General features: G+C 62.2%; 21 protein-coding genes. 15 read left to right on the top strand and 6 right to left on the bottom strand.

Features of this window, described 5'->3' with window-relative positions; genetic code table 11:
- Positions 1–4 precede the first annotated feature (4 nt).
- From HGSM_RS00820 to ccsB, 3 genes are all read left to right on the top strand, one after another.
- Positions 5–1,048 carry a cytochrome c biogenesis CcdA family protein gene (locus tag HGSM_RS00820; RefSeq protein ID WP_019146837.1) on the top strand — a complete coding sequence of 348 codons (1,044 nt, stop codon included), beginning with the start codon at positions 5–7 and terminating at the stop codon, positions 1,046–1,048.
- On the top strand, positions 1,049–2,749 hold the full coding sequence (gene resB, locus HGSM_RS00815; protein ID WP_081581244.1) for a cytochrome c biogenesis protein ResB: 1,701 nt from the start codon (positions 1,049–1,051) through the stop codon (positions 2,747–2,749). It begins immediately after the preceding gene.
- Between the two features lie 131 nt (positions 2,750–2,880).
- Positions 2,881–3,870, top strand: coding sequence for a c-type cytochrome biogenesis protein CcsB (gene ccsB, locus HGSM_RS00810; protein ID WP_019146836.1), 990 nt, complete (start codon positions 2,881–2,883; stop codon positions 3,868–3,870).
- A gap of 56 nt (positions 3,871–3,926) precedes the next feature.
- On the opposite strand, the gene HGSM_RS00805 is transcribed toward ccsB, so the two are convergent.
- Positions 3,927–4,382, bottom strand: coding sequence for a PLD nuclease N-terminal domain-containing protein (locus HGSM_RS00805; protein WP_019146835.1), 456 nt, complete (start codon positions 4,380–4,382; stop codon positions 3,927–3,929).
- Positions 4,383–4,412: 30 nt separating this feature from the next.
- On the opposite strand from HGSM_RS00805, the gene HGSM_RS00800 reads away from it, so the two are divergent.
- Positions 4,413–4,694 (top strand): DUF4229 domain-containing protein, encoded by a 282-nt coding sequence (locus HGSM_RS00800; RefSeq protein ID WP_019146834.1) that lies wholly within the window; start codon positions 4,413–4,415, stop codon positions 4,692–4,694.
- Between the two features lie 107 nt (positions 4,695–4,801).
- On the opposite strand, the gene HGSM_RS00795 is transcribed toward HGSM_RS00800, so the two are convergent.
- From HGSM_RS00795 to HGSM_RS14535, 3 genes are all read right to left on the bottom strand, one after another.
- Positions 4,802–5,671, bottom strand: coding sequence for a 1,4-dihydroxy-2-naphthoate polyprenyltransferase (locus tag HGSM_RS00795; protein ID WP_019146833.1), 870 nt, complete (start codon positions 5,669–5,671; stop codon positions 4,802–4,804).
- Positions 5,672–5,684: 13 nt separating this feature from the next.
- Positions 5,685–6,833, bottom strand: coding sequence for an AMP-binding protein (locus HGSM_RS00790; RefSeq protein ID WP_195891315.1), 1,149 nt, complete (start codon positions 6,831–6,833; stop codon positions 5,685–5,687).
- A 137-nt stretch (positions 6,834–6,970) separates the two neighbouring features.
- Complete coding sequence (locus HGSM_RS14535) at positions 6,971–7,189, bottom strand: hypothetical protein (RefSeq protein ID WP_195891314.1); 219 nt, start codon at positions 7,187–7,189, stop codon at positions 6,971–6,973.
- A gap of 40 nt (positions 7,190–7,229) precedes the next feature.
- Here HGSM_RS14535 and HGSM_RS00785 point away from each other — a divergent pair, with 40 nt between their 5' ends.
- Positions 7,230–8,111, top strand: coding sequence for a DUF3048 domain-containing protein (locus tag HGSM_RS00785; protein ID WP_019146831.1), 882 nt, complete (start codon positions 7,230–7,232; stop codon positions 8,109–8,111).
- Positions 8,112–8,733: 622 nt separating this feature from the next.
- On the opposite strand, the gene HGSM_RS00780 is transcribed toward HGSM_RS00785, so the two are convergent.
- Positions 8,734–9,687: a 1,4-dihydroxy-2-naphthoyl-CoA synthase gene (locus HGSM_RS00780; RefSeq protein ID WP_019146830.1), complete on the bottom strand. Its 954-nt coding sequence runs from the start codon at positions 9,685–9,687 to the stop codon at positions 8,734–8,736.
- Between the two features lie 94 nt (positions 9,688–9,781).
- Here HGSM_RS00780 and HGSM_RS00775 point away from each other — a divergent pair, with 94 nt between their 5' ends.
- From HGSM_RS00775 to HGSM_RS00765, 3 genes are all read left to right on the top strand, one after another.
- Complete coding sequence (locus HGSM_RS00775) at positions 9,782–10,774, top strand: o-succinylbenzoate synthase (protein WP_019146829.1); 993 nt, start codon at positions 9,782–9,784, stop codon at positions 10,772–10,774.
- A 48-nt stretch (positions 10,775–10,822) separates the two neighbouring features.
- Positions 10,823–12,652 carry a 2-succinyl-5-enolpyruvyl-6-hydroxy-3-cyclohexene-1-carboxylic-acid synthase gene (gene menD / locus HGSM_RS00770; RefSeq protein WP_019146828.1) on the top strand — a complete coding sequence of 610 codons (1,830 nt, stop codon included), beginning with the start codon at positions 10,823–10,825 and terminating at the stop codon, positions 12,650–12,652.
- A gap of 88 nt (positions 12,653–12,740) precedes the next feature.
- Complete coding sequence (locus HGSM_RS00765) at positions 12,741–14,276, top strand: S1C family serine protease (RefSeq protein WP_019146827.1); 1,536 nt, start codon at positions 12,741–12,743, stop codon at positions 14,274–14,276.
- Between the two features lie 141 nt (positions 14,277–14,417).
- On the opposite strand, the gene HGSM_RS00760 is transcribed toward HGSM_RS00765, so the two are convergent.
- Positions 14,418–15,773: an isochorismate synthase gene (locus tag HGSM_RS00760; protein ID WP_019146826.1), complete on the bottom strand. Its 1,356-nt coding sequence runs from the start codon at positions 15,771–15,773 to the stop codon at positions 14,418–14,420.
- A 53-nt stretch (positions 15,774–15,826) separates the two neighbouring features.
- Here HGSM_RS00760 and HGSM_RS00755 point away from each other — a divergent pair, with 53 nt between their 5' ends.
- From HGSM_RS00755 to HGSM_RS00725, 7 genes are all read left to right on the top strand, one after another.
- On the top strand, positions 15,827–16,525 hold the full coding sequence (locus tag HGSM_RS00755) for a demethylmenaquinone methyltransferase (protein ID WP_081581243.1): 699 nt from the start codon (positions 15,827–15,829) through the stop codon (positions 16,523–16,525).
- A gap of 828 nt (positions 16,526–17,353) precedes the next feature.
- A complete protein-coding gene (locus HGSM_RS00750; protein WP_019146824.1) occupies positions 17,354–17,716 on the top strand; it encodes an NADH-quinone oxidoreductase subunit A in 363 nt (120 codons plus the stop codon).
- Positions 17,717–17,729: 13 nt separating this feature from the next.
- Positions 17,730–18,281 (top strand): NADH-quinone oxidoreductase subunit B, encoded by a 552-nt coding sequence (locus HGSM_RS00745; RefSeq protein WP_019146823.1) that lies wholly within the window; start codon positions 17,730–17,732, stop codon positions 18,279–18,281.
- A 47-nt stretch (positions 18,282–18,328) separates the two neighbouring features.
- Positions 18,329–19,006, top strand: coding sequence for an NADH-quinone oxidoreductase subunit C (locus HGSM_RS00740; RefSeq protein WP_051009589.1), 678 nt, complete (start codon positions 18,329–18,331; stop codon positions 19,004–19,006).
- Entirely contained in the window at positions 19,003–20,343 is a 1,341-nt protein-coding gene (locus HGSM_RS00735) for an NADH-quinone oxidoreductase subunit D (RefSeq protein ID WP_019146821.1), read from the top strand. Before HGSM_RS00740 ends, HGSM_RS00735 begins: the two co-directional genes overlap by 4 nt.
- Positions 20,340–21,143 (top strand): NADH-quinone oxidoreductase subunit NuoE, encoded by an 804-nt coding sequence (nuoE, locus tag HGSM_RS00730; protein ID WP_019146820.1) that lies wholly within the window; start codon positions 20,340–20,342, stop codon positions 21,141–21,143. Before HGSM_RS00735 ends, nuoE begins: the two co-directional genes overlap by 4 nt.
- The coding region (locus tag HGSM_RS00725) for a complex I 51 kDa subunit family protein (RefSeq protein ID WP_019146819.1) at positions 21,140–21,926 on the top strand (787 nt) is incomplete at its 3' end. The genes nuoE and HGSM_RS00725, both read left to right, overlap by 4 nt.

The raw sequence follows: 21,926 nt of genomic DNA, 5'->3' as shown, positions 1-21,926 counted from the left end.
AGTCATGTCTTCCTTGGTCCTGGCCGATCTCGCACACGCGGTGACTCACGGTGGCGTTGACGCCTCCGTGGCCCTGCTGGGTGAGGCCGCGCCGGTCCAGTTCACCGCGAGCGTTGGTGACTTCTTTGCGAGCACGGCGTTCTCGGGATCCATGCTGCTCGCAATCCCAATTGCACTCATTGCTGGCCTAGTCTCGTTTGCGTCACCGTGCGTGGTGCCGCTCGTGCCCGGCTACATTGGGTTCCTCGGTGGGCTTGCGGGTTCACAGGCCGAAGCCCAAGAAGCACAGAGCGCCAGTTCTGCGGCTGCTTCCTCGACCGCTGCTGTGGACGGCGCCGCTGGGCCAGATGCAACTGCGTCCGCAAACTCCGCGATCTTTGCGCGTTCCGCGCTCGCGGTGGGGGAGGGTGCGTCCAAGTATGCTCGCAGGCGTCGCGCCGCAGCAGCACAGGACAGTAGCCCACGTGCTGGCAAGCGTCAGGTCATCCTCGGGATGCTCTTGTTCGTGCTGGGCTTTACCACTGTCTTTGTTGCCGCCGGAGTACTGACGGGCGCCGTTGGTGCCGCGCTCACGCAGTGGTCGGACACAATCACTCGAGTGCTCGGAGTAGTGGTGATCCTCATGGGTGTCGCATTCATGGGGGCAATTCCCGCGCTCCAGAACGAACGGCGCATCCACAACGTCCCGCGCACTGCTCTGTGGGGCGCCCCGCTCCTAGGTGTCGTGTTCGGCTTGGGCTGGACCCCATGCCTTGGCCCCACTCTTGTGGCTATCAACGCGCTTGCACTTAACGAAGGTTCAACCGCCCGTGGCGCGATTCTCGCGGTGAGTTACTCCATCGGTTTGGGTCTTCCCTTCATCCTCATTGCGCTCGGTATCGAGCGCTCAACCAAGATTCTTGGCTTCCTCAAGACGCACCGCCGCGCGGTCATGCGACTTGGTGGAGGTCTGCTCGTACTGCTCGGCATCGCCCTCGTGACGGGGCTGTGGGGGCAGTTGAGTTCGTTGATGTCTACGTGGATTAGCTCCACTGGAACGGTGGTGTAAATGTCCACGGACGACAAGTCCACGCAGAGCACGGACGCCAAGGCGTACCGACCCGAGGGTATTGAGGACGCGTTTCTTACCTCGGATGAGAAGCCTGCCCCCAAGCAAGCTGTCGCCCCATCCTTAGGCTGGCGGGCACTGGCACGCTTCATGTGGCGCCAACTCACCTCGATGCGTGTTGCGCTGATGCTCCTCATGCTGCTTGCGATCGCGGCAGTCCCGGGATCGCTCTTCCCGCAACGCTCGCAGGACCCAGCTGCGGTGGAGCAATATCTCGTGGACAACCCCACGCTCGGTGAGTGGCTGGACCGTTTCAGCTTCTTCGCGGTGTATGCCTCACCGTGGTTCGCAGCGATCTACATTCTGCTGTTCATCTCGCTGGTGGGATGCATCCTGCCACGCATCAAGGCGCATTGGCACGACCTCAAGTCTGCCCCTCCTCGTACGCCACGCATCTTTAAGCGCTTCCCAGCGCAGGCTGCGCGGACCGTGGAGTCGGGATCTGCTCAGGACGTGGCGCAACGTGCAGCCGAGCGCCTGCGTGGCCCGATCAAGTTCCTCCCACTGTTCCGCACGACGGTTGGTGAGGAACAGCCCGGTGTGTGGACGGTCAGTGCTGAGCGCGGCTACCTCAAGGAGACCGGCAACCTGATCTTCCACGTGGCGCTGGTTGGTATTCTCCTTTCGTTCGGTGCGGGCCAACTGCTGGAGTATCGCGGCCAGTCGATCGTGGTTGAGGGGCGCGGGTTTGCGAACGCGCAGGTCGCCTACGATTCGTTTGAGCATGGCGCTTGGTTCACGGAGGACTCGATGTCGCCGTTCACCATGACGCTCGACAAGTTTGAGTCTGTGTTCCGCGCGAACGACTCTGCCGCCCAGGACTTCACCGCCACGGTTACCTTGACCGAGAAGAACGGCGAATCGCGCCAGGAGGACATCAAGGTCAACCACCCGGCAAAGCAGGACGGTGCCAAGATCTACTTGATGGGTAACGGTCACGCACCGACGATCACAGTGCGGGACGAGAACGGCGATGTCACGTTCTCCGGTTCGGTTCCGTTCCTTGCGGAAGACGACCAGTACACGTCCAAGGGCGTTGTGAAGGTTCCGGACGTGGTCTCGGGCGAGCAGATTGGCCTCGTTGGGTACCTGCTGCCCACTGCTGACTTTGAGAACGGCGGGATGCGCTCGATCTATCCGGAGGCGCTCAACCCGTTCCTTGTCCTGGACATGTACGAGGGAGACCTTGGCCTGGACAGTGGCATTCCACAGAACGTGTACCGCCTGGACACGGATGCAATGACCAAGGTGACGGGAACCATGGAGAACCCCGATCCACTCATCATCGGCCTCGGCCAGACGGTCGACCTGCCTAACGGGCGGGGAACCGTCGAATTCAGCGAGATTCCGCGCTTCGCCGCGTTCGACCTGCGCTACGACCCGACCCTCGGTTGGCTCCTAGGGTCATCGCTCGCGGCACTTGGTGGACTCGCGATCTCGCTGTTCACTCCTCGACGCCGGGTGTGGGTCCGTGCGACTCAGTCTGGCGATCAGGTGGAGGTCGCTCTTGCGGGACTGGCCCGCGGGGACGATTCTGGACTACAGGGAGAAGTGGATCGCGTTGCCGCGATCTTTGACTCCCACCTTGACTTGACCGATCAGGAAAAGCTGAACAAGAAGCTTTCCCGCCGGGAGATCTAACCGCAAGACATCGTGGCTTCGGGTCCCGCACTCGCTGCCACACGCATGAGCACTGAAGACACGTCGAAGGTCCGCACCGGACCGGGACACAGTTTATGGCCCTGCGGGGCCGACATATAGAGGGAAGAGTCATGGGACAAATCAGCGATTATCTCGTGTGGGGCGCAGCAACGGCCTACGCAATCGCTCTCGTCTGCTTCGCGATCGACCTGGGCAGGGTCTCCGAGGCGATTGGTGCACGAAAGGCCGCTCGAACGAAGGCGCTCGCGCAGGCAGAAGGCTCGGGAGCGGTCTCGGGTGGCGCGATCGCTACTGCCCTTGGCGGCGAATCCGCGTCGGCCGATGAACCCATCTCGTACGTGGGGCGTTCCTCCAAGGCACTCGGAATCGCGATGGCCGTCACCACGGTCGGCTTCCTGTTGCACGCAGGCGCGGTTGTCACGCGAGGCTTTGCTGCTGGCCGGGTTCCGTGGGCAAACATGTACGAGTTCTGCCTCGTCGGTACCTTCGTTGCCGTAGGCGCGTTCTTAGCGATCCAGATCTTCAAGGAGATTCGCTACCTCGGCGGGTTCATCACGTTCGTGGTTCTGCTCTTCCTCGTTGTGGGCATGAATGTTTTCCACATCCAGGCCGATTCCGTGCAGCCTGCACTCCAGCGCTACTGGTTGGTCATTCACGTGGGTATCGCCGTGATCGCCACGGGCATCTTCACCGTTGCGTTCGTGGTTTCGCTTCTGCAGCTGCTCCGCGATTCTCGCGACAACGGTTCGCCGCTCGTCACCTGGAACTGGCTTGAGGTCCTGCCAAACGCCGATCGCCTCGAGGCGCTGAGCTTCCGCATCAACGCTGTGGGCTTTGTCCTGTGGACATTCACGCTCATCTCTGGTGCGATCTGGGCCGAGGACGCCTGGGGCCGCGCGTGGGGCTGGGACCCCAAGGAGGTCTGGTCCTTCATCGTGTGGGTTGTCTACGCCGCGTACCTGCACGCGCGCACGACCCGCGGTTGGTCCGGCCGCCGCGCCGCCTACTTCGTGATGATTGGTTACGCCACGGTGCTGTTCAACTTCACCGGCGTGAACATCTTGTTCAGCGGTAAGCACTCGTATGGTGGCTTGAACTAGTCACATAACAAAGCGGGCGAGGGAAGATTCCCTCGCCCGCTTTGTTGTTTCAATGACTATTTTTCGGCTTCGTCTTCGTTATTGCTTTCCGACGATTCAACGGGCCCATCTGCAGAATCTTCCGTTCCGCTGGACTTCTTTTCTTGGGCCTCGCGAGCAGCCCTTTCCGCGGCCTCGCGCTTCCGGCGCTGCTCTGCGGCGAGCTTCCAGAGGAACTCCGGGTCGTCGTCCGGGGCGACCTGTCCGGTGTTGTTACGTCCCGTGCGTCCGGAGTAGGTACTGTGACCCGCGGAAGGTGATCCTGGGGCACCGGGGGTGCCTGCTGGAACTCCTCGTCGTCCGTTGACGAACACGAGCCAGATGATTGGTCCAAGTATGGGCAAGAACACCACGACGAGGATCCACATGAACTTTGGAGCGTTTCCACGGCGCTCATCCGTGCTGGTGAGCACGTCAGTAGCGCAGTAGAGGGCAAGTGCAACAACGAATAGACCAAGGAGAGCTCTAGGCATGTTCCAAGCCTAACGGTTTACTCTTAGAACGTGGCATTTCTTAAGTACTCACTCCTGCGCATCGCATTCATTGTGGTTTGCGCACTCGGTCTCTATTTCGCCGGCGCTCGAGGCGCCCTGCTGTGGATCCTCGCGATCATCTTTGGCATGTTGCTGTCTTTCCTGCTGCTCCGCAAGGAGCGCGACGCCGTGACCTCGTCCTTTGCCGGACGCAAGGTTGAGCGTGATGCTCAGTTTGGCAAGGAAGCAAAGCAGGACGCCCAGTACGAGGACTCCCTACTGGAGGAAGGCGGACCTGAGGCAAGGTCCTAGTTTCGTAGGTGTTCCGCGCGTAGCGGAAAGCACCTCACACGCACGTCGAGGGCGCGATAACCGGTAGGTTATCGCGCCCTCGACGTGCGTGTGAGGCTGAGGCGAGACTAGATAGCTAGTCCGATGCCCAGCAAGATGCCGAACCCGAGCTCGTACATGCCGGTTCCTGCAAGCACTGGCACGAGCAACTTGCCCTTGGCGCCCGCAAGGATGGGGATGCTCAGCAGCACAGCTGGAAGCAGCATGAACAGGGTCAGCAGAGCCCACGGGTTGAAGAACGCGCAGACAACGGCAAGCAGAAGCGGGACCCAGATCATCGCTACGTACATCCGGCGGGCTTTGAAGTCTCCAACCCGAACGGCGAGGGTCTTCTTCCCCGAGACAAAGTCGGTCGGGATATCGCGGATGTTGTTGGCCATGAGGATCGCACAGGCGATGAGCCCGATAGCAACGGCGCCCAGAGCCGATGGCCACGTCACACGGCCGGCTTGGAGATAGGTCGTACCCATTGTGGCCACGAGACCAAAGAACACGAACACGCCCACTTCGCCGAGGCCCGCATACCCGTAAGGCTTCTTGCCGCCCGTGTAGTACCAACCTGCGAGGATGCACAGCACTCCCACGGCGAGGAGCCACCAGTGGCCCGTCATCGCGATGAGGATGATGCCGAGGACCGAACCCAGGCCGAACGCACCGAACGCCGCGTACTTGACGTGCTGTGGTGCGGCAAGGCCAGATGCGGTTAGGCGCACAGGCCCGACTCGATCAACATCGGTGCCGCGGACGCCGTCCGAATAGTCATTGGCGTAGTTCACGCCAACCTGGAGGGCGATCGCCAGGAGCATTGCGAGCGCAGCCTTGAGGAGGGAGAAGGAGTCCACGAGGGCGGCCGCTCCGGACCCTACAAATACGGGTGCTGCCGCTGCGGGCAGAGTGCGCGGACGAGCGCCAGCGATCCATTCGCCAACTGAAGCCATTGTTGTGCTCTCTTTACTGTGACTGCGATGTACGGGCGAGCGCCAAGATTGCCTGGCGATCAGGTTTGCCCGAAGACGTGTGTGGGAGTGTGTCCACCTCGATGACAGCGCGCGGCGCAAATCCCTTTCCAAGCCTACTGGTTAGCGTTTGACGAATCTGCGCTAACGGAGCGATCTCGCTCTCAGCACAGCGGGTGACAACTGCGACCACCCGTGATCCCCACTCCGGGTCTGGCACCCCGACAACCACCGCTTGGTCGATACCGAACTCAGAACCCAGCTCGGACTCGATCGTATGCGGTGAGATGTTGAGCCCTCCCGAGAGGATCACGTCGTCCGCCCGGCCAAGGACGGTCAGATGACCGGCTTCGGAACTTAATGTGCCGAGATCGTTGGTGCGGTGCCACTGGACTGAATCGTCGTCAATCACAAACGCGTCCAGGCCCGACAGGTCATGCTGGGCCACACAGTGCGGATCGTGCTCGGCTGCTGGCGTAGCCAAGTAGCCGTCCGCGAGCATGGGGCCGGCAAGGTAGATGCGCGACTCTGCGTCCAGACGGACGCGCGCGACGTCGAGAGGGACGCCGCTGTACACGCACCCGCCAGCGGTCTCGGACATTCCGTAGGTGGTGACCACGTGGATGCCAGCGGCGGAGGCCGCGCGCAGGAGCGTTGCGGAGCTGGCCGCGCCGCCAAGCAGAATCGCGTCAAAGGTGCGTAGCGCAGCGACTGCTTGGCTGCGTAGCTCGGCGGGCTGGTCGTTCGTGAGCAGCCTGTGGAGCTGGGTCGGAACCAAAGAGGTGTATCGGGTGCGGGCGGTCAGCTGGTCCGCCGCGGAGATGAACGACTGGGCCGAGAAGTGGCCCTCCGGCATCTCGACGCAGGTCTGGCCCGCAAGGACTGAGCGAGCGAGCACCTGGATCCCGGCGATGTGGCTGGACGGAAGTGCAAGCAGCCACTGACCTGGGCCGTTCAACGCGCGAAAGGTTGCCTCGCCCGAGGCACGAAGCGCATCGGCTGACACCACAACCAGTTTTGGGGCGCCAGTCGAACCCGAGGTTGGGACGACGACATGGCCACCCGGCGCACGCAGGATCGCCTCCAACTCGGTCTGGGTGTACGAATGAGGAGAGAAACGCGGTGTTGTGCGGGAAGGACTCACCCATCCAGAGTACGCGGCCCGCAGAGTAGGTTCCGCAGCGTGGCTCTTGGGCGCTCCACGAGTGCAGGACGGAGTGTCAATCGCAGCGGCCTCGAGTGCTGGCGTTTTTGCGCCAAACTGCAGGCGATCGGGGCTGCTCAGGAGTAGTGTGCACAGTATCGGGACGTGTCCCACCATGGCCGGTTCGCAGGGCCCAGTACAAAGGGGAGCGCAGTGGTCACCACTCGACGCAGGGACAGGACGCTTGCCGCGTTGGCGGTAGCCGCAGCGCTCATGAGCGCTGCTTGCTCTCCGCAACCCCAGCCGTCGCCCTCGCCCACAGCAACGCAGACGCCCACCCAAATACCTTCGCCCACGCCCACTCCCACCGTAGAGCCCGCATGGCCACTGACGGGAGTGGCAGGGGACGTGAAGGACCGCCCGGCGGTCGCGGTCAAGATAGAGAACACACACGCGGCGCGCCCCCAGAGTGGCCTCGAGGACGCCGACGTGGTGTGGGAGACGATCGTGGAGTTTGACGTATCCAGGTTCATCGCGATCTATCATTCTCACTACCCGGAAGAGGTGGGACCGATCAGGTCAGTGCGCCCAGTGGACATGAATGTCCTAGCGCCACTCGAGGGGGTATTCGTGTACTCCGGGGGACAATCCGGAATCCTGCGGCTCGTGCGCGATACACATCAGATCTTTGCCCTCGACGAAAACACGGGGTCTTCTGCCATGTGGCGGTCAAGGCAGCGTTTTGCTCCGCACAACCTGTACGGCTCGGTGAAGGGATTTGCAGAGCTAGCGCCAGAATCCCACTCGTCGTCGCCTGACCCCGGCCTTGCATTTGCCATCGAGGGGGCGACGCCCACTGCCGTTGCGGAGGGAGAAAAGGTATCGCGTATCTCCCTCAACATGTCCGTTGCCGCGCAGCCCACGTGGACGTGGTCCAAGGATAAGAAGATGTGGATGCGCTCCGAGGGGTCGGAGCCGTTCATGTCAGCAACAGCGGGGCAGATCGGAACGCAGAACGTGGTGGTGATCGAGGCCAAGCAGTTTGACTCGGGGTTCAACGCGCAGAACAACGCCCCAGTTCCCGACTATGACCTGGACGGTATGGGGGTAGCGCACGTCCTGTCTGGTGGAAAGATGATCACGGGTCTATGGGAGAAGAGTGCTCTAACCTCGGCTTTAACCCTTTACGATAAAAACGGTAAAGAAGTACTTTTAGAGCCCGGACGAACCTGGGTGGAACTTTTACCCAAGAGTCAAGGAAGTTTCTCAACCAAGTAATGCTTTGGTGATGTACTACTTTGGTATGACCCTGGCCGGCGTGTTGGGGATACCTCGGTATCAGTCTTTCACCCGCTAAAATCAGCCACTTGTGCCTCGCAGAAATGCCAAGCCTTTGAAAGAATCTAGGTATGGCAGCGGTAACGGGTTTTCAAAGTGGTCAGCGGATCTCATCAGCTCCGGTGACCGGTTATCGTTACGTCGACGGTGAAGTCGCAAGTGAAGCGCCTCAACTGAACACTCCTGTAGAGGACCGAAAGAAGTTCAGCCCATCGTCGCTCTTGGCAGTTGGCATTGCGTTTCTTGCAGGTGGGGGACTACTTGCTAGGGGCGCGGTCATCATGTCCAAACTGATAAGTGTGGGATCAGGATTCTTTGGGGGGCTATGACGAGCGGACACATGAAGCGATGACGATGTAATTCGTAACCATCGCACAACATAGACCAGGTGTAGTTGGACGAGTCCAGGCGATCAACTACACGTAACGCACAGGCGGTTGGCCGCTTCCCCTTGGGAAGTGACCAACCGCTTTGGTGTTTCTTGGACACAGTCTCCTCCCCAGCATGAGAAAGGGCGCGCCCTGCGCAAGAGCAGGGCGCGCCCAGTTGGTGCGTGTGTGGCCTAGAAATAGTGCGGGAACTGCGACCAGTCTGCGTCCCTGCGTTCGAGGAAGGAATCGCGTCCCTCCACGGCCTCGTCAGTCATGTAAGCCAGCCGGGTCGCCTCGCCGGCAAACACCTGCTGCCCCATGAGCCCATCGTCGGGGAGGTTGAACGCGAACTTGAGCATCCGGATCGCCTGAGGGGACTTGGTTGCGATGATGCGCGCGTACTCGATGGCGAGGTTCTCGAGGTCTGCGTGGTCAGCAACCTCGTTGACCGCACCCCACTCGTAGGCGTCCTGTGCCGAGTATTCGCGGGCGAGGAAGAAGATTTCCCTGGCGCGCTTCTGCCCGATCTGGCGGGCCAAGTAAGCGGAGCCGTAGCCGCCGTCAAAGGACCCCACGTTTGCGTCCGTCTGCTTGAACCGGGCGTGCTCGCGTGAGGCGATAGACAGGTCGGCAACCACGTGCAGCGAGTGCCCGCCGCCTGCAGCCCATCCGTTAACAACCGCGATGACGACCTTGGGCATCGTGCGGATCAGGCGCTGGACCTCAAGAATGTGCAGTCGGCCTGCCTGGGCGGGGTCGATGCCGTCCCGTGTCTCGATCGCATTATCGGTCACGTAGTGGTAGCCGTCGCGGCCGCGGATACGCTGGTCGCCGCCGGAGCAGAACGCCCAGCCGCCGTCCTTCGCGCTCGGGCCGTTACCCGTCAGCAGGACGGTGCCCACGGAGGAGGTCATGCGCGCGTGGTCGAGCGCCCGGTACAGCTCGTCCACAGTGTGCGGCCGGAAGGCGTTACGTACTTCCGGGCGGTGGAAGGCAATGCGCACCACGGGAAGGTCGCGTTCCTGCTCACCGGAGCGGTCAACGCCGCGGTGGTACGTAATGTCTGTCAGGTCGGTGAATCCCTCGATCGTGCGCCACTTGGTGGGGTCGAAGGTCTCGGAAACTTGGGTTGGAATCTCACTCACCCCTTCACTCTAGGGCACGAGGACGTAGATGGGCTGGTTCGTGCCCTAGTGCCCACGCGCTCGCCACCCACACCACCCGGCGTAACCTTGAGGGGTGTTTGTCTATAGCGCTGACCTGACCCTGAAGTTCCGTGGATTGACCGTCCGAGAGGGCGTGCTCATGCAAGGGCCGGCGGGCTGGGGGGAGTTTTCCCCTTTCGTCGAGTACGACGACCGGGAGAGTTCATCGTGGCTACGGGCCGCCCACGAGGCCGCCTACCTCGGGTTTCCGGACCCGGTCCGCAGCTCCATCCCGGTCAACGTAACCGTCCCCGCCGTGGGCGCCGAAACTGCGCACGGCGTTGTCACCCGCTCGGGTGGGTGCATGACGGCCAAGGTTAAGGTTGCCGAACCGGGGCAGAACCTCGCTGACGAGATCGCGCGGCTTGAGGCCGTGCGGGATGCTATCGGTCCCATGGGCAAGATCCGCATCGACGTCAACGGCAAGTGGGACGTAGACACTGCGCTGGCGAACATCCCCGTCCTTGACCGCGCAGCAGGCGGGCTCGAGTACGTGGAGCAGCCCTGCGCCACCGTTCCTGAACTTGCTCTGGTGCGTAGGCGCACCAGCGTCCTCATCGCCGCGGACGAATCCATCCGCAGGGCGGAGGACCCGTATGCCGTTGTGGCCGCCGACGCAGCCGACGTCATGGTCCTGAAGGTCCAGCCCATCGGTGGCGTGCGCACGTGCCTTGAACTCGCACAGGAGCTGGGTAAACCAGTCGTAGTGTCTTCCGCGCTTGAGAGCTCGGTGGGTCTAGCCGCCGGGATTGCGCTCGCGGCCGCCCTTCCCGAGCTCCCGTTCGCGTGCGGACTCGCCACCTCCCAACTGTTTAAGCGGGACGTGGTTTCAGATCCTCTGCTTCCCGTCAACGGGGAGATTCCGGTGCGCAGGCCCGTTCCGGTCCTGCAGGAGCTCACTGGCGAGCCAACTACCAGCGGCGCCAACCTAGCCGCAAGCCCGGAGCGCGTCAGCTGGTGGCTTCGCCGCGTCCAGCGAATCTCGAGCCAGTTCGACATTGAAGTACCGCCCACGCAGGTACCCTGATCCCAAGACCATTCGTCAGCTTCACCGCCGCATACTCCTAGGAATACCGTGTCGAACCCATCCGGCCCCCACCCCGAACCATCCGTGGCAGCGCGCGAGCAGCAGTTGCCTCCGGCGCTCGCGGCTGCCGGGAACCTGCTTGCCCAGCTGATTGCTCAGGGCCTGCGCGACGTGGTGCTGTGTCCGGGGTCGCGCTCAGCTCCCGTTGCCTACGCGGCCTACCGCGCGGCTGACCGGGGCTTCATCCGCCTGCACGTCCGGATTGACGAGCGCACCGCCGGTTTTCTTGCCTCGGGCCTCGCCAAGGCCACGGGCACCCCAGCGGTCGTGGTGACGACCTCGGGCACCGCGGTGGCCAACCTGCATCCCTCCGTGCTCGAGGCTTCGCACTCGAGCGTGCCGCTCATAGTGTTGAGCGCGGACCGCCCGCACGAGCTGCGTGGCACCGGCGCGAACCAGACCACGACTCAGCCGGGCATCTTTGGCAGTGCGGCTCGCCTCCTCATCGACGTCCCGGCTCCGGCCGGGATCGCATCGGAGGCCACGGACATCCGCGCGGTTGCAGTGCGGGCATGGGCGGCGGCCACGGGCGCGAGCGCCCAGGCCGGTCCGGCGCACGTGAACCTGGCGCTTCGGGAGCCGCTCGCCCCTAACGCTCAGGAGCTTGCGCTCCTTGACCTGATTTTCGACGATATTCCTAGCCCCGTCATCACCTCACGCCCTGCTCTGACCGGCACCGTCGGCGCCGATGTTGAGGTTGCAGCCGAGGTCGCGCGCGTGGGTAAGACGCTGGTTGTGGCGGGTGATGGTTCGGCGCCGGTCGCCACGCGCGTGGCGGAAGCACAGGGCTGGCCCATCATCTCCGAGCCCACGAGCGGGATCGTGTCGAGCCTCAACGTGGTGCCCGCCGGGGTGAACATTCTTGCTCACTCCGCGCTGGGCGGTAAGCCGCTCGGGCGCTGGGCGGACCTGGTCTCCGAGGTGGAGCAGGTGCTCGTGTTTGGGCACGCCACGCTGACGCGGCCGGTCCAGCGCCTCATCGCAGCCCCGGGGGTGCGAACCGTTGTGGTGCCCACACGCGTTGAGCCGTGGAACGACGCGAGCCGCACCGCACAGATCGTGCTCTACGGCGTAGACCCGAGTCTGTTCACGCCCGAGGAGGGCACAGTGACACAGTCCCGGGCCGAGTGGCTCGACCGATGGACGTCCGCGGGACATGACCTTGCAGAGGTTCTCGCCCGCACGGTGGGGGAGGGAGACCTCGCGGACGGGCTGGCCCCGATGAGGACCGTCCGTTCTGTAGTCGCGGCGAGCGAGCCGGGCGACGCGCTGGTACTTGGTTCATCGTCGGCAATCAGGGACGCGGACGCGTACGTGACCGACTGGCCCCGCGGCCTGGCCGTGTACGGCCAGCGGGGGCTCGCCGGCATCGACGGCACCCTCTCCACGGCGCTGGGAATCGCGATTGCCACGGGGAGTCGGACACGCGTGGTCGTGGGCGACCTGACGTTCCTGCACGATGCGGGCGCACTTCTGCGGACGGCGTCGGACCCCGTGGGGCCACTCGATATTGTGGTCCTCAACGATCGCGGGGGAGCGATCTTTTCCGGGCTCGAGCACTCCGGGGCGGGGGATCCGCAACTGTTCGAGCGGGTCTTTGGGACGCCGCATACGGCCCACCTCGACCTTCTGTGCGCAGCCTATGGAATCGACTACCAGGCGGTGCGCTCCACGCAGGAACTCGAGATGCTGCTGCGGGAACCAAACAGCGCAATCAGAGTGTTTGAAGTGAGGTTCGATCGGGATGACCGTGGATCTGCCTCCACCGAAATTGCTCGGGCAGTGGGTGAAACACCGGTTTCTGACCAGCGCACATAGTCGTTTTAAGGAAACTTTCAGACATCTCCAAGCACCGTTTCAGAGCGGCAGTGTTCCCTTGTAGTTAAGAACTTCAAGGAGGAGCACCATGACGCAGAACAATGAATTCGATGCACAACCGAACACTGGGGGCAACGAGGACCTGAACAAGACCCAGGCGCTCCCACGGTTCACGGCACCAGCGGGTGGCCAGAGCGTCCCGCCGGCCCCACCAGCTCCACCGGTCCCACCAACTCCGCAGGCAGTGCAGTACCCCGCAGCTGCACACAGCACTGCCAACTGGTCGGACCAGTCAGCAATGCACTCCGCAGGGCCCACCCAGTCCGGTGTGGCAGTGGAAACGCCGGTCAAGAAGCAACGCGTTCTCGGACCGGTTGTGGCAACTGCCGCAATTACAGCAATTCTCGCGAGTGCCGGGACAGCAGCTCTGACCGGTCAGTTCTCGGCGGACCAGTCGAACTCACCCACCACCCAGACTGCGCCGACTCTCGGCGGGGCGGGCGAGGGCGCTGTCAACGTACCCGTGGCAAGCTCCACCAACGAGAACCCGGACTGGCAGAAGGTCTCTGCGGCAGTCGCACCCTCTGTGGTTGCGATTAGCGTGAACACGCAGCAGGGCTCTGCACAAGGCTCGGGCGTCATCATCGACGCCAAGGGCCACATCATCACGAACAACCACGTTGTCGAGGGTGCCTCCAACAACACAGTTCAGGTGACGCTCAATGACGGTCGCATCTACGATGCAAAGATCACCGGCCTCGACGCTGCAACCGACCTCGCGGTCATCCAGATCGAGAACCCACCAAGCGACCTGCGCTCCGCGGTCTTTGCACAGTCGGACAGTGTGACCGTGGGTTCCTCGGTCATGGCGATGGGTAACCCACTTGGTCTCTCCCAAACCGCGACAACCGGCATCGTCTCCGCAGTCAACCGACCCGTCACCACGGCTCAGACGTCCGATGGAACGCTCGTTGTCACCAACGCGATCCAGATCGACGCCGCGATCAACCCCGGAAACTCCGGTGGGCCACTGTTCAACGCACAGGGTGAGGTCATCGGAATCACGAGCTCGATTGCCACGATGTCCGGGTCGTCATCGAGCCAGAGCGGTTCAATCGGCCTCGGCTTTGCAATCCCATCGGACCTTGCAAAGAACATTGGTGCGCAGCTCATTGACTCCGGAACGGCCAAGCACGCGTTCCTCGGCGTGACCATGCAGGACGGCACTGGAACAGCGGACGGCTCTACCCGCCAGGGTGCGGTCGTCGCCTCGACGAGTACTGATTCCCCCGCGGCCAAGGCCGGTATTCAGGCCAAGGACGTCATCGTCTCGGTGGACGGCAAGTCCGTGACGGGTACGGAATCTCTGACCGGGTTTGTTCGTGAGCACAACGCCGGCGATACGGTGGAGCTTGGCGTCATCCGCGATGGCAAGTTGATCACCGTCAAGGTGACGCTCGCCGAGCGCACGGAGACCGCGACCACGACACCGGACTCAGGATCGGGAAATAGTGACTCAAACCAGGGTGGTTCTGGACAGGGCGGCTCGAGCGACCAGACCAACCCAAACAACCTGCCTAACCTCGGCGACCTCTTCCCAGGTCTCCCAGGCGGCAACGGCTGACCCAAGTAGTCCAGCCCACTGACGTCGGCGGCCGATCTGCCGCACGGACTGGAACACACGAGTAGAAAGGCCGGTGGCCGACCAACGCGGTCGGCCACCGGCCTTGTTCGCGCGTGCACGCGCTAAATGTAGGGCGCTGGGCTACTCTGCGGCTACCCGCTCACCGAGCGCGGACTGCATGGGGCGCAGCTTGGCAAACGTCTCTGCCAATTCAGAGGCTGGGTCAGAGGCGGCAACGATTCCGCAGCCAGCGAAGAGCCTGATCTGATGTGGGTCGGTGGCCGAGAGCTCTGCGGAGCGTAGTCCAATGCCCCACTCGCCGTCGCCGTCCGCGCCGAGCCACCCTACGGGGCCGGCGTACCGAGAGCGGTCCATGCCCTCGATCTCGAGGATCGTCTGGGCTGCCTCCACGGTGGGAGTTCCGCACACTGCGGCGGTGGGGTGCAGGGCCTTGGCCAACGACAAACTCGTGGCACCCGCGGAGCTGTCCACGACCGCTGCTACGTCTGACGCGAGGTGTAGGACGTTGGGCAGGTGCAGCACAAACGGGGTTTCGGGGACATTGAGTGAGGAACAGTAGGGTCGCAGTGCGTCCGCAACCGAGCGCACGGCGTACTCGTGTTCCTCGAGGTCCTTGGACGAGTGCGCGAGGATCGCGGCGTGTGCAGTGTCGGTTTCATCATCGCCGGTGCGTTGGATTGTTCCGGCGAGCACGCGGCTGGTCACGAGGCCCTTTTCTGTTCGGACTAGGAGCTCAGGCGTAGCCCCGACCATTGTGTCCACCGAAAACGTCCAGCAGTTCTGGTAAGCCACTGCGAGGTTCCCTAGGAGGTGGCGCACGTCGATTGGATTGTCGGTGCGCCCCACCACGTCGCGGGCGAGCACGATCTTGTCGAGCTGCCCTGCCTTGATGAGCTCAATGCCGCGAGCGACGACGCCCTTCCACTCATCTTCTGAGCGTGAGCCAGCGCTAAAGGCCACGGCACCCGGGATCGAGACGGGCTCGAGGTCCTGGGCGAGGTCGTCCAAGTTCATCTGGTGCGCAAATGGTTCATCGGCAGTCGTGATCGTGGTGAGCCACCAGGTGTCTCCGCGCCGCCCCACAACAACCTGCGGGATGATCAGCACTGACGGGTTCTTGGTGGCGTACGAGAAGCCGAACGTGCCGAACGCCACTGCGCCGGTTCCGGGCAGCTTCACCTCGTCGCGAATAATGACGTGCTCTCGGATGTGGTTCCATGCGCTGATTGCCTCGTCGAACCGGTCGGCGCCGGTGAACTCGAGTCGGGCGACTTCACCCCAACCCACGATTCCCTCGCCGCGTCGTACCCAGGCCAGGGGAGCGGTTGCGGGAAGAAGGTCAATGAGAGCCGTCAGGTTCGTGCCGCGCGCGGGGATTTCGACCGTGCGGGCAACGAGGCGTGAGAGCTCGTGTGCGCTCTGTGAGGTGGCGTGCTCCTTGTGGGTGCTCGCTGCCTGTGTCGGATTGGTAGTCATCACTTCTAAGGATAAGTCCCTAAGCATGTAGTTCTTGCTGAGATAATGGCTACATGTCTCGTGCCTCCCTTGATAAGAAACCGCAGGATGTCGCCTCGATGTTTGACGGCATCGCGTCAAAGTACGACATCACCAACGATGTGATCTCGCTCGGCCAGGACCGTGCGTGGCGCCGCGCTACTGTCGCGGCGGTGAACCCTCAGCCTGGCGATCGTATTCTCGATCTAGCTGCAGGAACGGGCACGTCCTCGGAACCGTTCGATGCAGCTGGCGCTCTTGTAGTGCCATGCGACTTCTCCTTCGGCATGCTCAAAGTGGGCAAGGTGCGCCGTCCTGACCTGCCGTTCACTGCCGGCGACGCAACCCAGCTGCCCTTCGCTGACAATTCCTTCAACGCCGCCACGATCTCGTTTGGTCTGCGCAACGTCGTGGATACGGTGGGCGCGCTCTCCGAGTTGTTCCGCGTGGTGAAGCCGGGTGGACACGTGGTGATCTGCGAGTTCTCCACCCCAACGTGGAAGCCGTTCCGTACCGTTTACTCGAACTACCTCATGAAGGCGCTGCCCAAGGTCGCTGGCCTGGTCACGCGTGACTCCGGCTCGTACGACTACCTTGCCGAGTCCATCTCGCAGTGGCCGAACCAGGAAAGCCTCGCTGAGCTCATGCAGGAGGCAGGCTGGCGCAACGTCGCCTACCGAAACCTCACAGGCGGGATCGTGGCACTGCACCGCGCCACCAAGCCACTGGTTTGATCTGGCTTCCAGCCGAATAGCCGGCAGCTTCGCTGCCTGCACCAACTGATTTTCGACGATGGTGCCCGACCTACGTAGGTCGGGCACCATCGTCGCTTATCTGGTTGTGTAGGTGGGCCTGCGCGCAACGTGGCGCGAGAAGGTGGCGCAGGCGGGCTAGGTTTTGCGGCCGTGTGCACGCTGGTGCAGTGGCGCTTAGGAATACGTGCACGAAGTGGGACCGTTCTCCCACGGGGCTAATTCGGCGACACCCCGAACCGCCCTAACAGTGCACGGCGGACATGCCTGATTTCATGATTCCCGGGTGTTTGGGGCGTGACGCTGCGCAAGGCCCCGGAATCGCGTCCACATCATGAAAGAATTTGTATCAAAACTGAAAGAATGTGGAGATCTGTCAGGTTGAGGCGCTGCGCGCAAACGGCTTGAGGCCGCGGTTCTGACCAGTCCACACGCACGTAAGTTAGGTTCACCTTAGCGGAAGTGAAAAGTGATCGTGACTACAGTGACTATGAGGTCTTGTGATGGTCTTCACAGGTGTCCTGCCCCACTGAAGGAGCAGGGCGAAATGGGGCTGCGGGCGTACTTCCAAAGGGGCGCCCCATGGGACTTGGGTCCTAGCCTTTTTGGTACGGACTAACAAAGTATTAGGTAGAACAACTCACGTCACAGGCAATGTTGCCCGTGACCGCCCCGATCCTCGGTGTGGTCCGGTCGCCTAAGGAAACCCAAGGGCGACGAGACGCGAGCAAAGCACCACCGTTTCACTGAAACAAACCAACTGAAAATCGTCGCTCGTAAAGACGCTTCACACTGCGAGGTAGTTCCGGTATGGACAACCCATATGTTCCGCTCCTAGTGCTCATGGGAGTAGCCCTTGTGCTCGCCCTAGGTGGCGTGGTGGCCAGTGCCCTGATTGGCCCCAAGCGATACAACAAGGCAAAGCTCGAAGCCTACGAGTGCGGTATTCAGCCGACCCCACACGCCGTGGATGGTGGAAAGTTCCCGATCAAGTACTACCTGATCGCGATGACATTCATCATCTTCGATATCGAAGTCGTATTCCTCTACCCATGGGCAGTCGACTTCCAGTACTTGGCCGGATTCGGTTTGGTAGCAATGCTCTCGTTCCTCGCCCTCATTACAGTTCCATTCATCTACGAATGGCGCCGTGGCGGATTCGAGTGGGTCTAGGCGGAAGGTCACCATGTCACACGACGAACAGAACCCAGGATTTATCCTCACTTCAGTTGAGGAACTGGCCGGAACGATACGTAAGAGCTCAATGTGGCCCGTAACGTTCGGCCTTGCTTGCTGTGCAATCGAAATGATGGCAACGGCATCGTCACGCTTCGACATCTCTCGATTCGGCATGGAGGTCTTCCGCGCGTCTCCACGACAGGCCGACCTCATGATCGTGGCAGGCCGCGTGAGCCAAAAGATGGCTCCGGTTGTGCGCCAGGTCTACGACCAGATGGCTGAACCCAAGTGGGTACTCTCCATGGGCGTATGCGCTTCCTCCGGCGGAATGTTCAACAACTACGCGGTCGTGCAGGGCGTTGACCACATTGTGCCCGTCGACATCTACCTGCCGGGCTGCCCTCCACGCCCCGAAATGCTCATCAACGCAATCCTCGAGCTGCACAAGCAGGTCAAGGCCGAGCCACTCTTCACGAACCGCAAGAACATTGTGGCCGCGGTAGAGAAGGCGGCCCTCGAGGCCACGCCTGTGTCGAACATGAAAGGCCTCCTGAAGTGAGTGAGAACCAGAGCGGCGGCGAACTCGAGCCGCAGACCTCGGACTCCATCTTCGCAACAGCGAAGGATGAGGTAATCGGTACCCGATCGGGAATGTTCGGAGCCAGCGGCGGATCGGACACCTCCGGATTCGGCGGACTCGTCACGAACGTTGTCATCGCGCAGTCGAGCCCTCGCCCCTACGGTGGTTGGTTCGACGATGCAGTGGACTTCCTCGCTGAGGTCCTGACCGAGCAGGGCATCAACCCCGCTGAGGCCATCGAGTCCGTGGCAGTTGACCGCGGCGAACTGACCCTGTTTATCAACCGCAAGCACCTGGTGCCCGTATGCCAGATCCTGCGCGATGACCAGGACCTCCGCTTCGAGCTGAGCCTCGGCGTCTCGGGCGTCCACTACCCAGGCGACACCGGACGCGAACTTCACGCTGTCTACCACCTCACCTCGGTAACTCACGGACGTAGCCTGCGCCTCGACGTAGCTGCACCAGAGGAAGACCCAACGATCCCAACCACGGTGGACATCTACCCAGCTAACGACTGGCACGAGCGCGAAACCTGGGACTTCTTCGGCATCATCTTTACCGGCCGCGACGATCTGACCCGCATCGAAATGCCCGATGACTGGCCAGGCCACCCGCAGCGCAAGGACTACCCACTCGGTGGAATCCCAGTCGAATACAAGGGCGCCACCATCCCACCAGCAGACCAGAGGAGGAAGTACTCGTGACCAGCGCACCGCACGCAACACGCGGAGATTTCGCAGACGAGTCCGCCCCACAGTTCGAAGCTACGGGTGGAGACTGGGACAAGATCACCGAGGAGATCCGCCAGCTCGGAGAAGAGCGCATCATCGTCAACATGGGGCCTCAGCACCCATCGACCCATGGTGTGCTCCGCCTCATGATCGAGATGGACGGCGAGCACGTCACCGAGGCCCGTGCGGGTATCGGTTACCTGCACACCGGCATCGAAAAGAACATGGAGTACCGCACCTGGGTTCAGGGCGTCACCTATGTCACCCGTATGGACTACCTGGCCTCGATCTTCCAGGAGACCGCCTACTGCCTTGGAGTTGAGAAGCTCCTCGGCATCACTGACGACATCCCAGAGCGCGCAACGATCATTCGTGTCATGATGATGGAGCTCCAGCGCATTGGCTCCCACTTCGTCTGCCTCGGCACCGGCGGTAACGAGCTCGGCGCAACTACGGTCATGACCGCCGGATTCACCGGACGTGAAGAAGTCCTGCGACTCTTCGAAATGGCCAGCGGACTGCGCATGAACAACGCGTACATCCGCCCAGGTGGCGTCGCTCAGGACCTTCCAGCAGGCTTCGTCGAGGCAGCGCGCGAGGCACTCGTGCTCATCCTCAAGTACGCCCGCGAACTCGAGAACCTCTGCCTTGCAAACCCGATCTTCAAGCTCCGTACGGTCGGGATCGGGCACATCAACCTCGCTGGCGCCATGGCGCTCGGAATCACGGGTCCAATCCTGCGTTCCGCTGGCCTGCCATACGACGTCCGCAAGGCTAACCCGTACTGCGGCTACGAGACCTACGACTTTGACGTACCCGTCTCGGACGGTGCGGACGCCTACGACCGAGTCCTCCTCCGCTTTGAGGAGATCCGCCAGTCCGTCAAGATCGTCGAGCAGACTCTTGACCGCCTCGAGCGCACCGCCGGACAGCCGGTCATGGTCGAGGACAAGAAGATTGCATGGCCAGCCCAACTCGCCATCGGTTCTGACGGCCAGGGCAACTCGTTCGAGCACATCCGAAACATCATGGGTACCTCGATGGAAGCGCTCATCCACCACTTCAAGCTGGTCACCGAAGGCTTTCGTGTACCAGCCGGACAGGTCTGGCAAACGGTTGAGCACCCACGCGGCGAACTCGGCGTACACCTCGTCTCCGACGGCGGTACCCGACCATTCCGTGCGCACTTCCGCGATCCATCCTTTAACAACCTTCAAGCAACCTCGATTATGTGCGAGGGCGGCCAAGTCGCCGATGTCGTCGTCGCAGTTGCATCTATCGACCCCGTGATGGGAGGAGTGGACCGATGACGGCCAACATTGAATCGTCGGACACCGCAGCGCAAGGGACGGGCTACGACGCCGAAACCTACGCACGCCTAGCCAAGGATGCACAGGAGATCATCTCCCGGTACCCCGTCAAGCGTTCGGCGCTGCTGCCCATGCTGCACCTCGTACAGTCCGAGGACTCGTACATTACGCGCAATGGCATCACGTTCTGCGCGGAGCAGCTTGACCTGACCACCGCAGAGGTTTCCGCTGTTGCCACGTTCTACACCCAGTACAAGCGCAAGCCGAATGGCGAGTACACGATTGGTGTCTGCACGAACACGCTCTGCGCCATCATGGGTGGAGACGAAATCTTCGACGAGCTCTCCGAGCACCTCGGCATTGGGCACGACGAGACCACCGAAGACGGCAAGATTACGCTCGAGCGCGTTGAATGCAACGCAGGATGCGACTTTGCACCTGTCGTCATGGCCAACTGGGAGTTCATGGACAACCAGACGCCAGAGTCCGCCACGCAGCTCGTCGATGACCTGCGAGCGGGCAAGGACGTCAAGCCTAGCCGTGGACCGGACAAGATCTGCAGCTTCAAGCACGTCTCCCGAGTCCTCGCAGGTTTTAGCGATGGCCTCGCTGATGAAGGACCAGGCGCAGGCCAGGCTTCCATCGAGGGTACAAAGCTTGCACGCGAGAAGGGGTGGAGCGTGGATGGCGCAGTTACTGTTGACGCACCAGTCGAACCAGTCCTCGACGAGGTAGCACCAAACACCGGTGACGAAGGCTCATCCGCCGACCGCCCAGCAGTGGAAGGGGACGCAAAGTGACCGAGTACAACACCGTGCTGGCACCCGTCCTCAGCGCGTTTTGGGACCAGCCAAACTCTTGGACCCTTGAGACCTACCTCAAGAATGGTGGCTACGAGGGCCTCAAGAAGGCCTTCGCTCAGAAGCCAGAAGACCTCATCCAGACCATCAAGGACTCCGGTCTGCGTGGGCGCGGTGGCGCAGGCTTCCCAACCGGAATGAAGTGGGGATTCCTACCCCCAGCTGACGGTGGCCCCCGCTACCTCGTGGTGAACGCGGACGAGTCCGAGCCGGGAACCTGCAAGGACATCCCACTCATGATGGCTGCACCGCAGTTCCTCGTAGAGGGCGTCATCATCACGTCGTACGCAATCGGATCGAACCACGCGTTCATCTACCTGCGCGGCGAGGTCGTTCACGTCTACCGTCGACTGCTTCGTGCAGTTGAGGAAGCGTACGCCGCCGGGTATCTGGGCAAGAACATCCAGGGCACCGGATTCGACCTCGATGTCACCGTCCACGCGGGTGCTGGAGCCTACATTTGTGGTGAAGAGACCGCGCTCCTCGATTCCCTTGAGGGACGCCGAGGCCAGCCACGCCTCAAGCCGCCATTCCCAGCAACGGCTGGACTGTACGCACGCCCCACGGTCGTGAACAACGTCGAGTCCGTCGCATCCGTGCCTCAGATCATCAACCGAGGCGCCGACTGGTTCACCTCGATGGGAACGGAACGCTCGAGCGGAAACGGCCTGTTCTCTCTCTCCGGACACGTAACCCGCCCGGGACAGTATGAGGCGCCTCTTG

This window comes from Timonella senegalensis JC301 (genome assembly GCF_000312125.1).
Classification (GTDB): Bacteria; Actinomycetota; Actinomycetes; order Actinomycetales; family Cellulomonadaceae; genus Timonella; species Timonella senegalensis.
The sequence above is the reverse complement of the archived record's forward strand: the minus strand, read 5'-3'. Positions and strand labels throughout refer to the sequence as shown.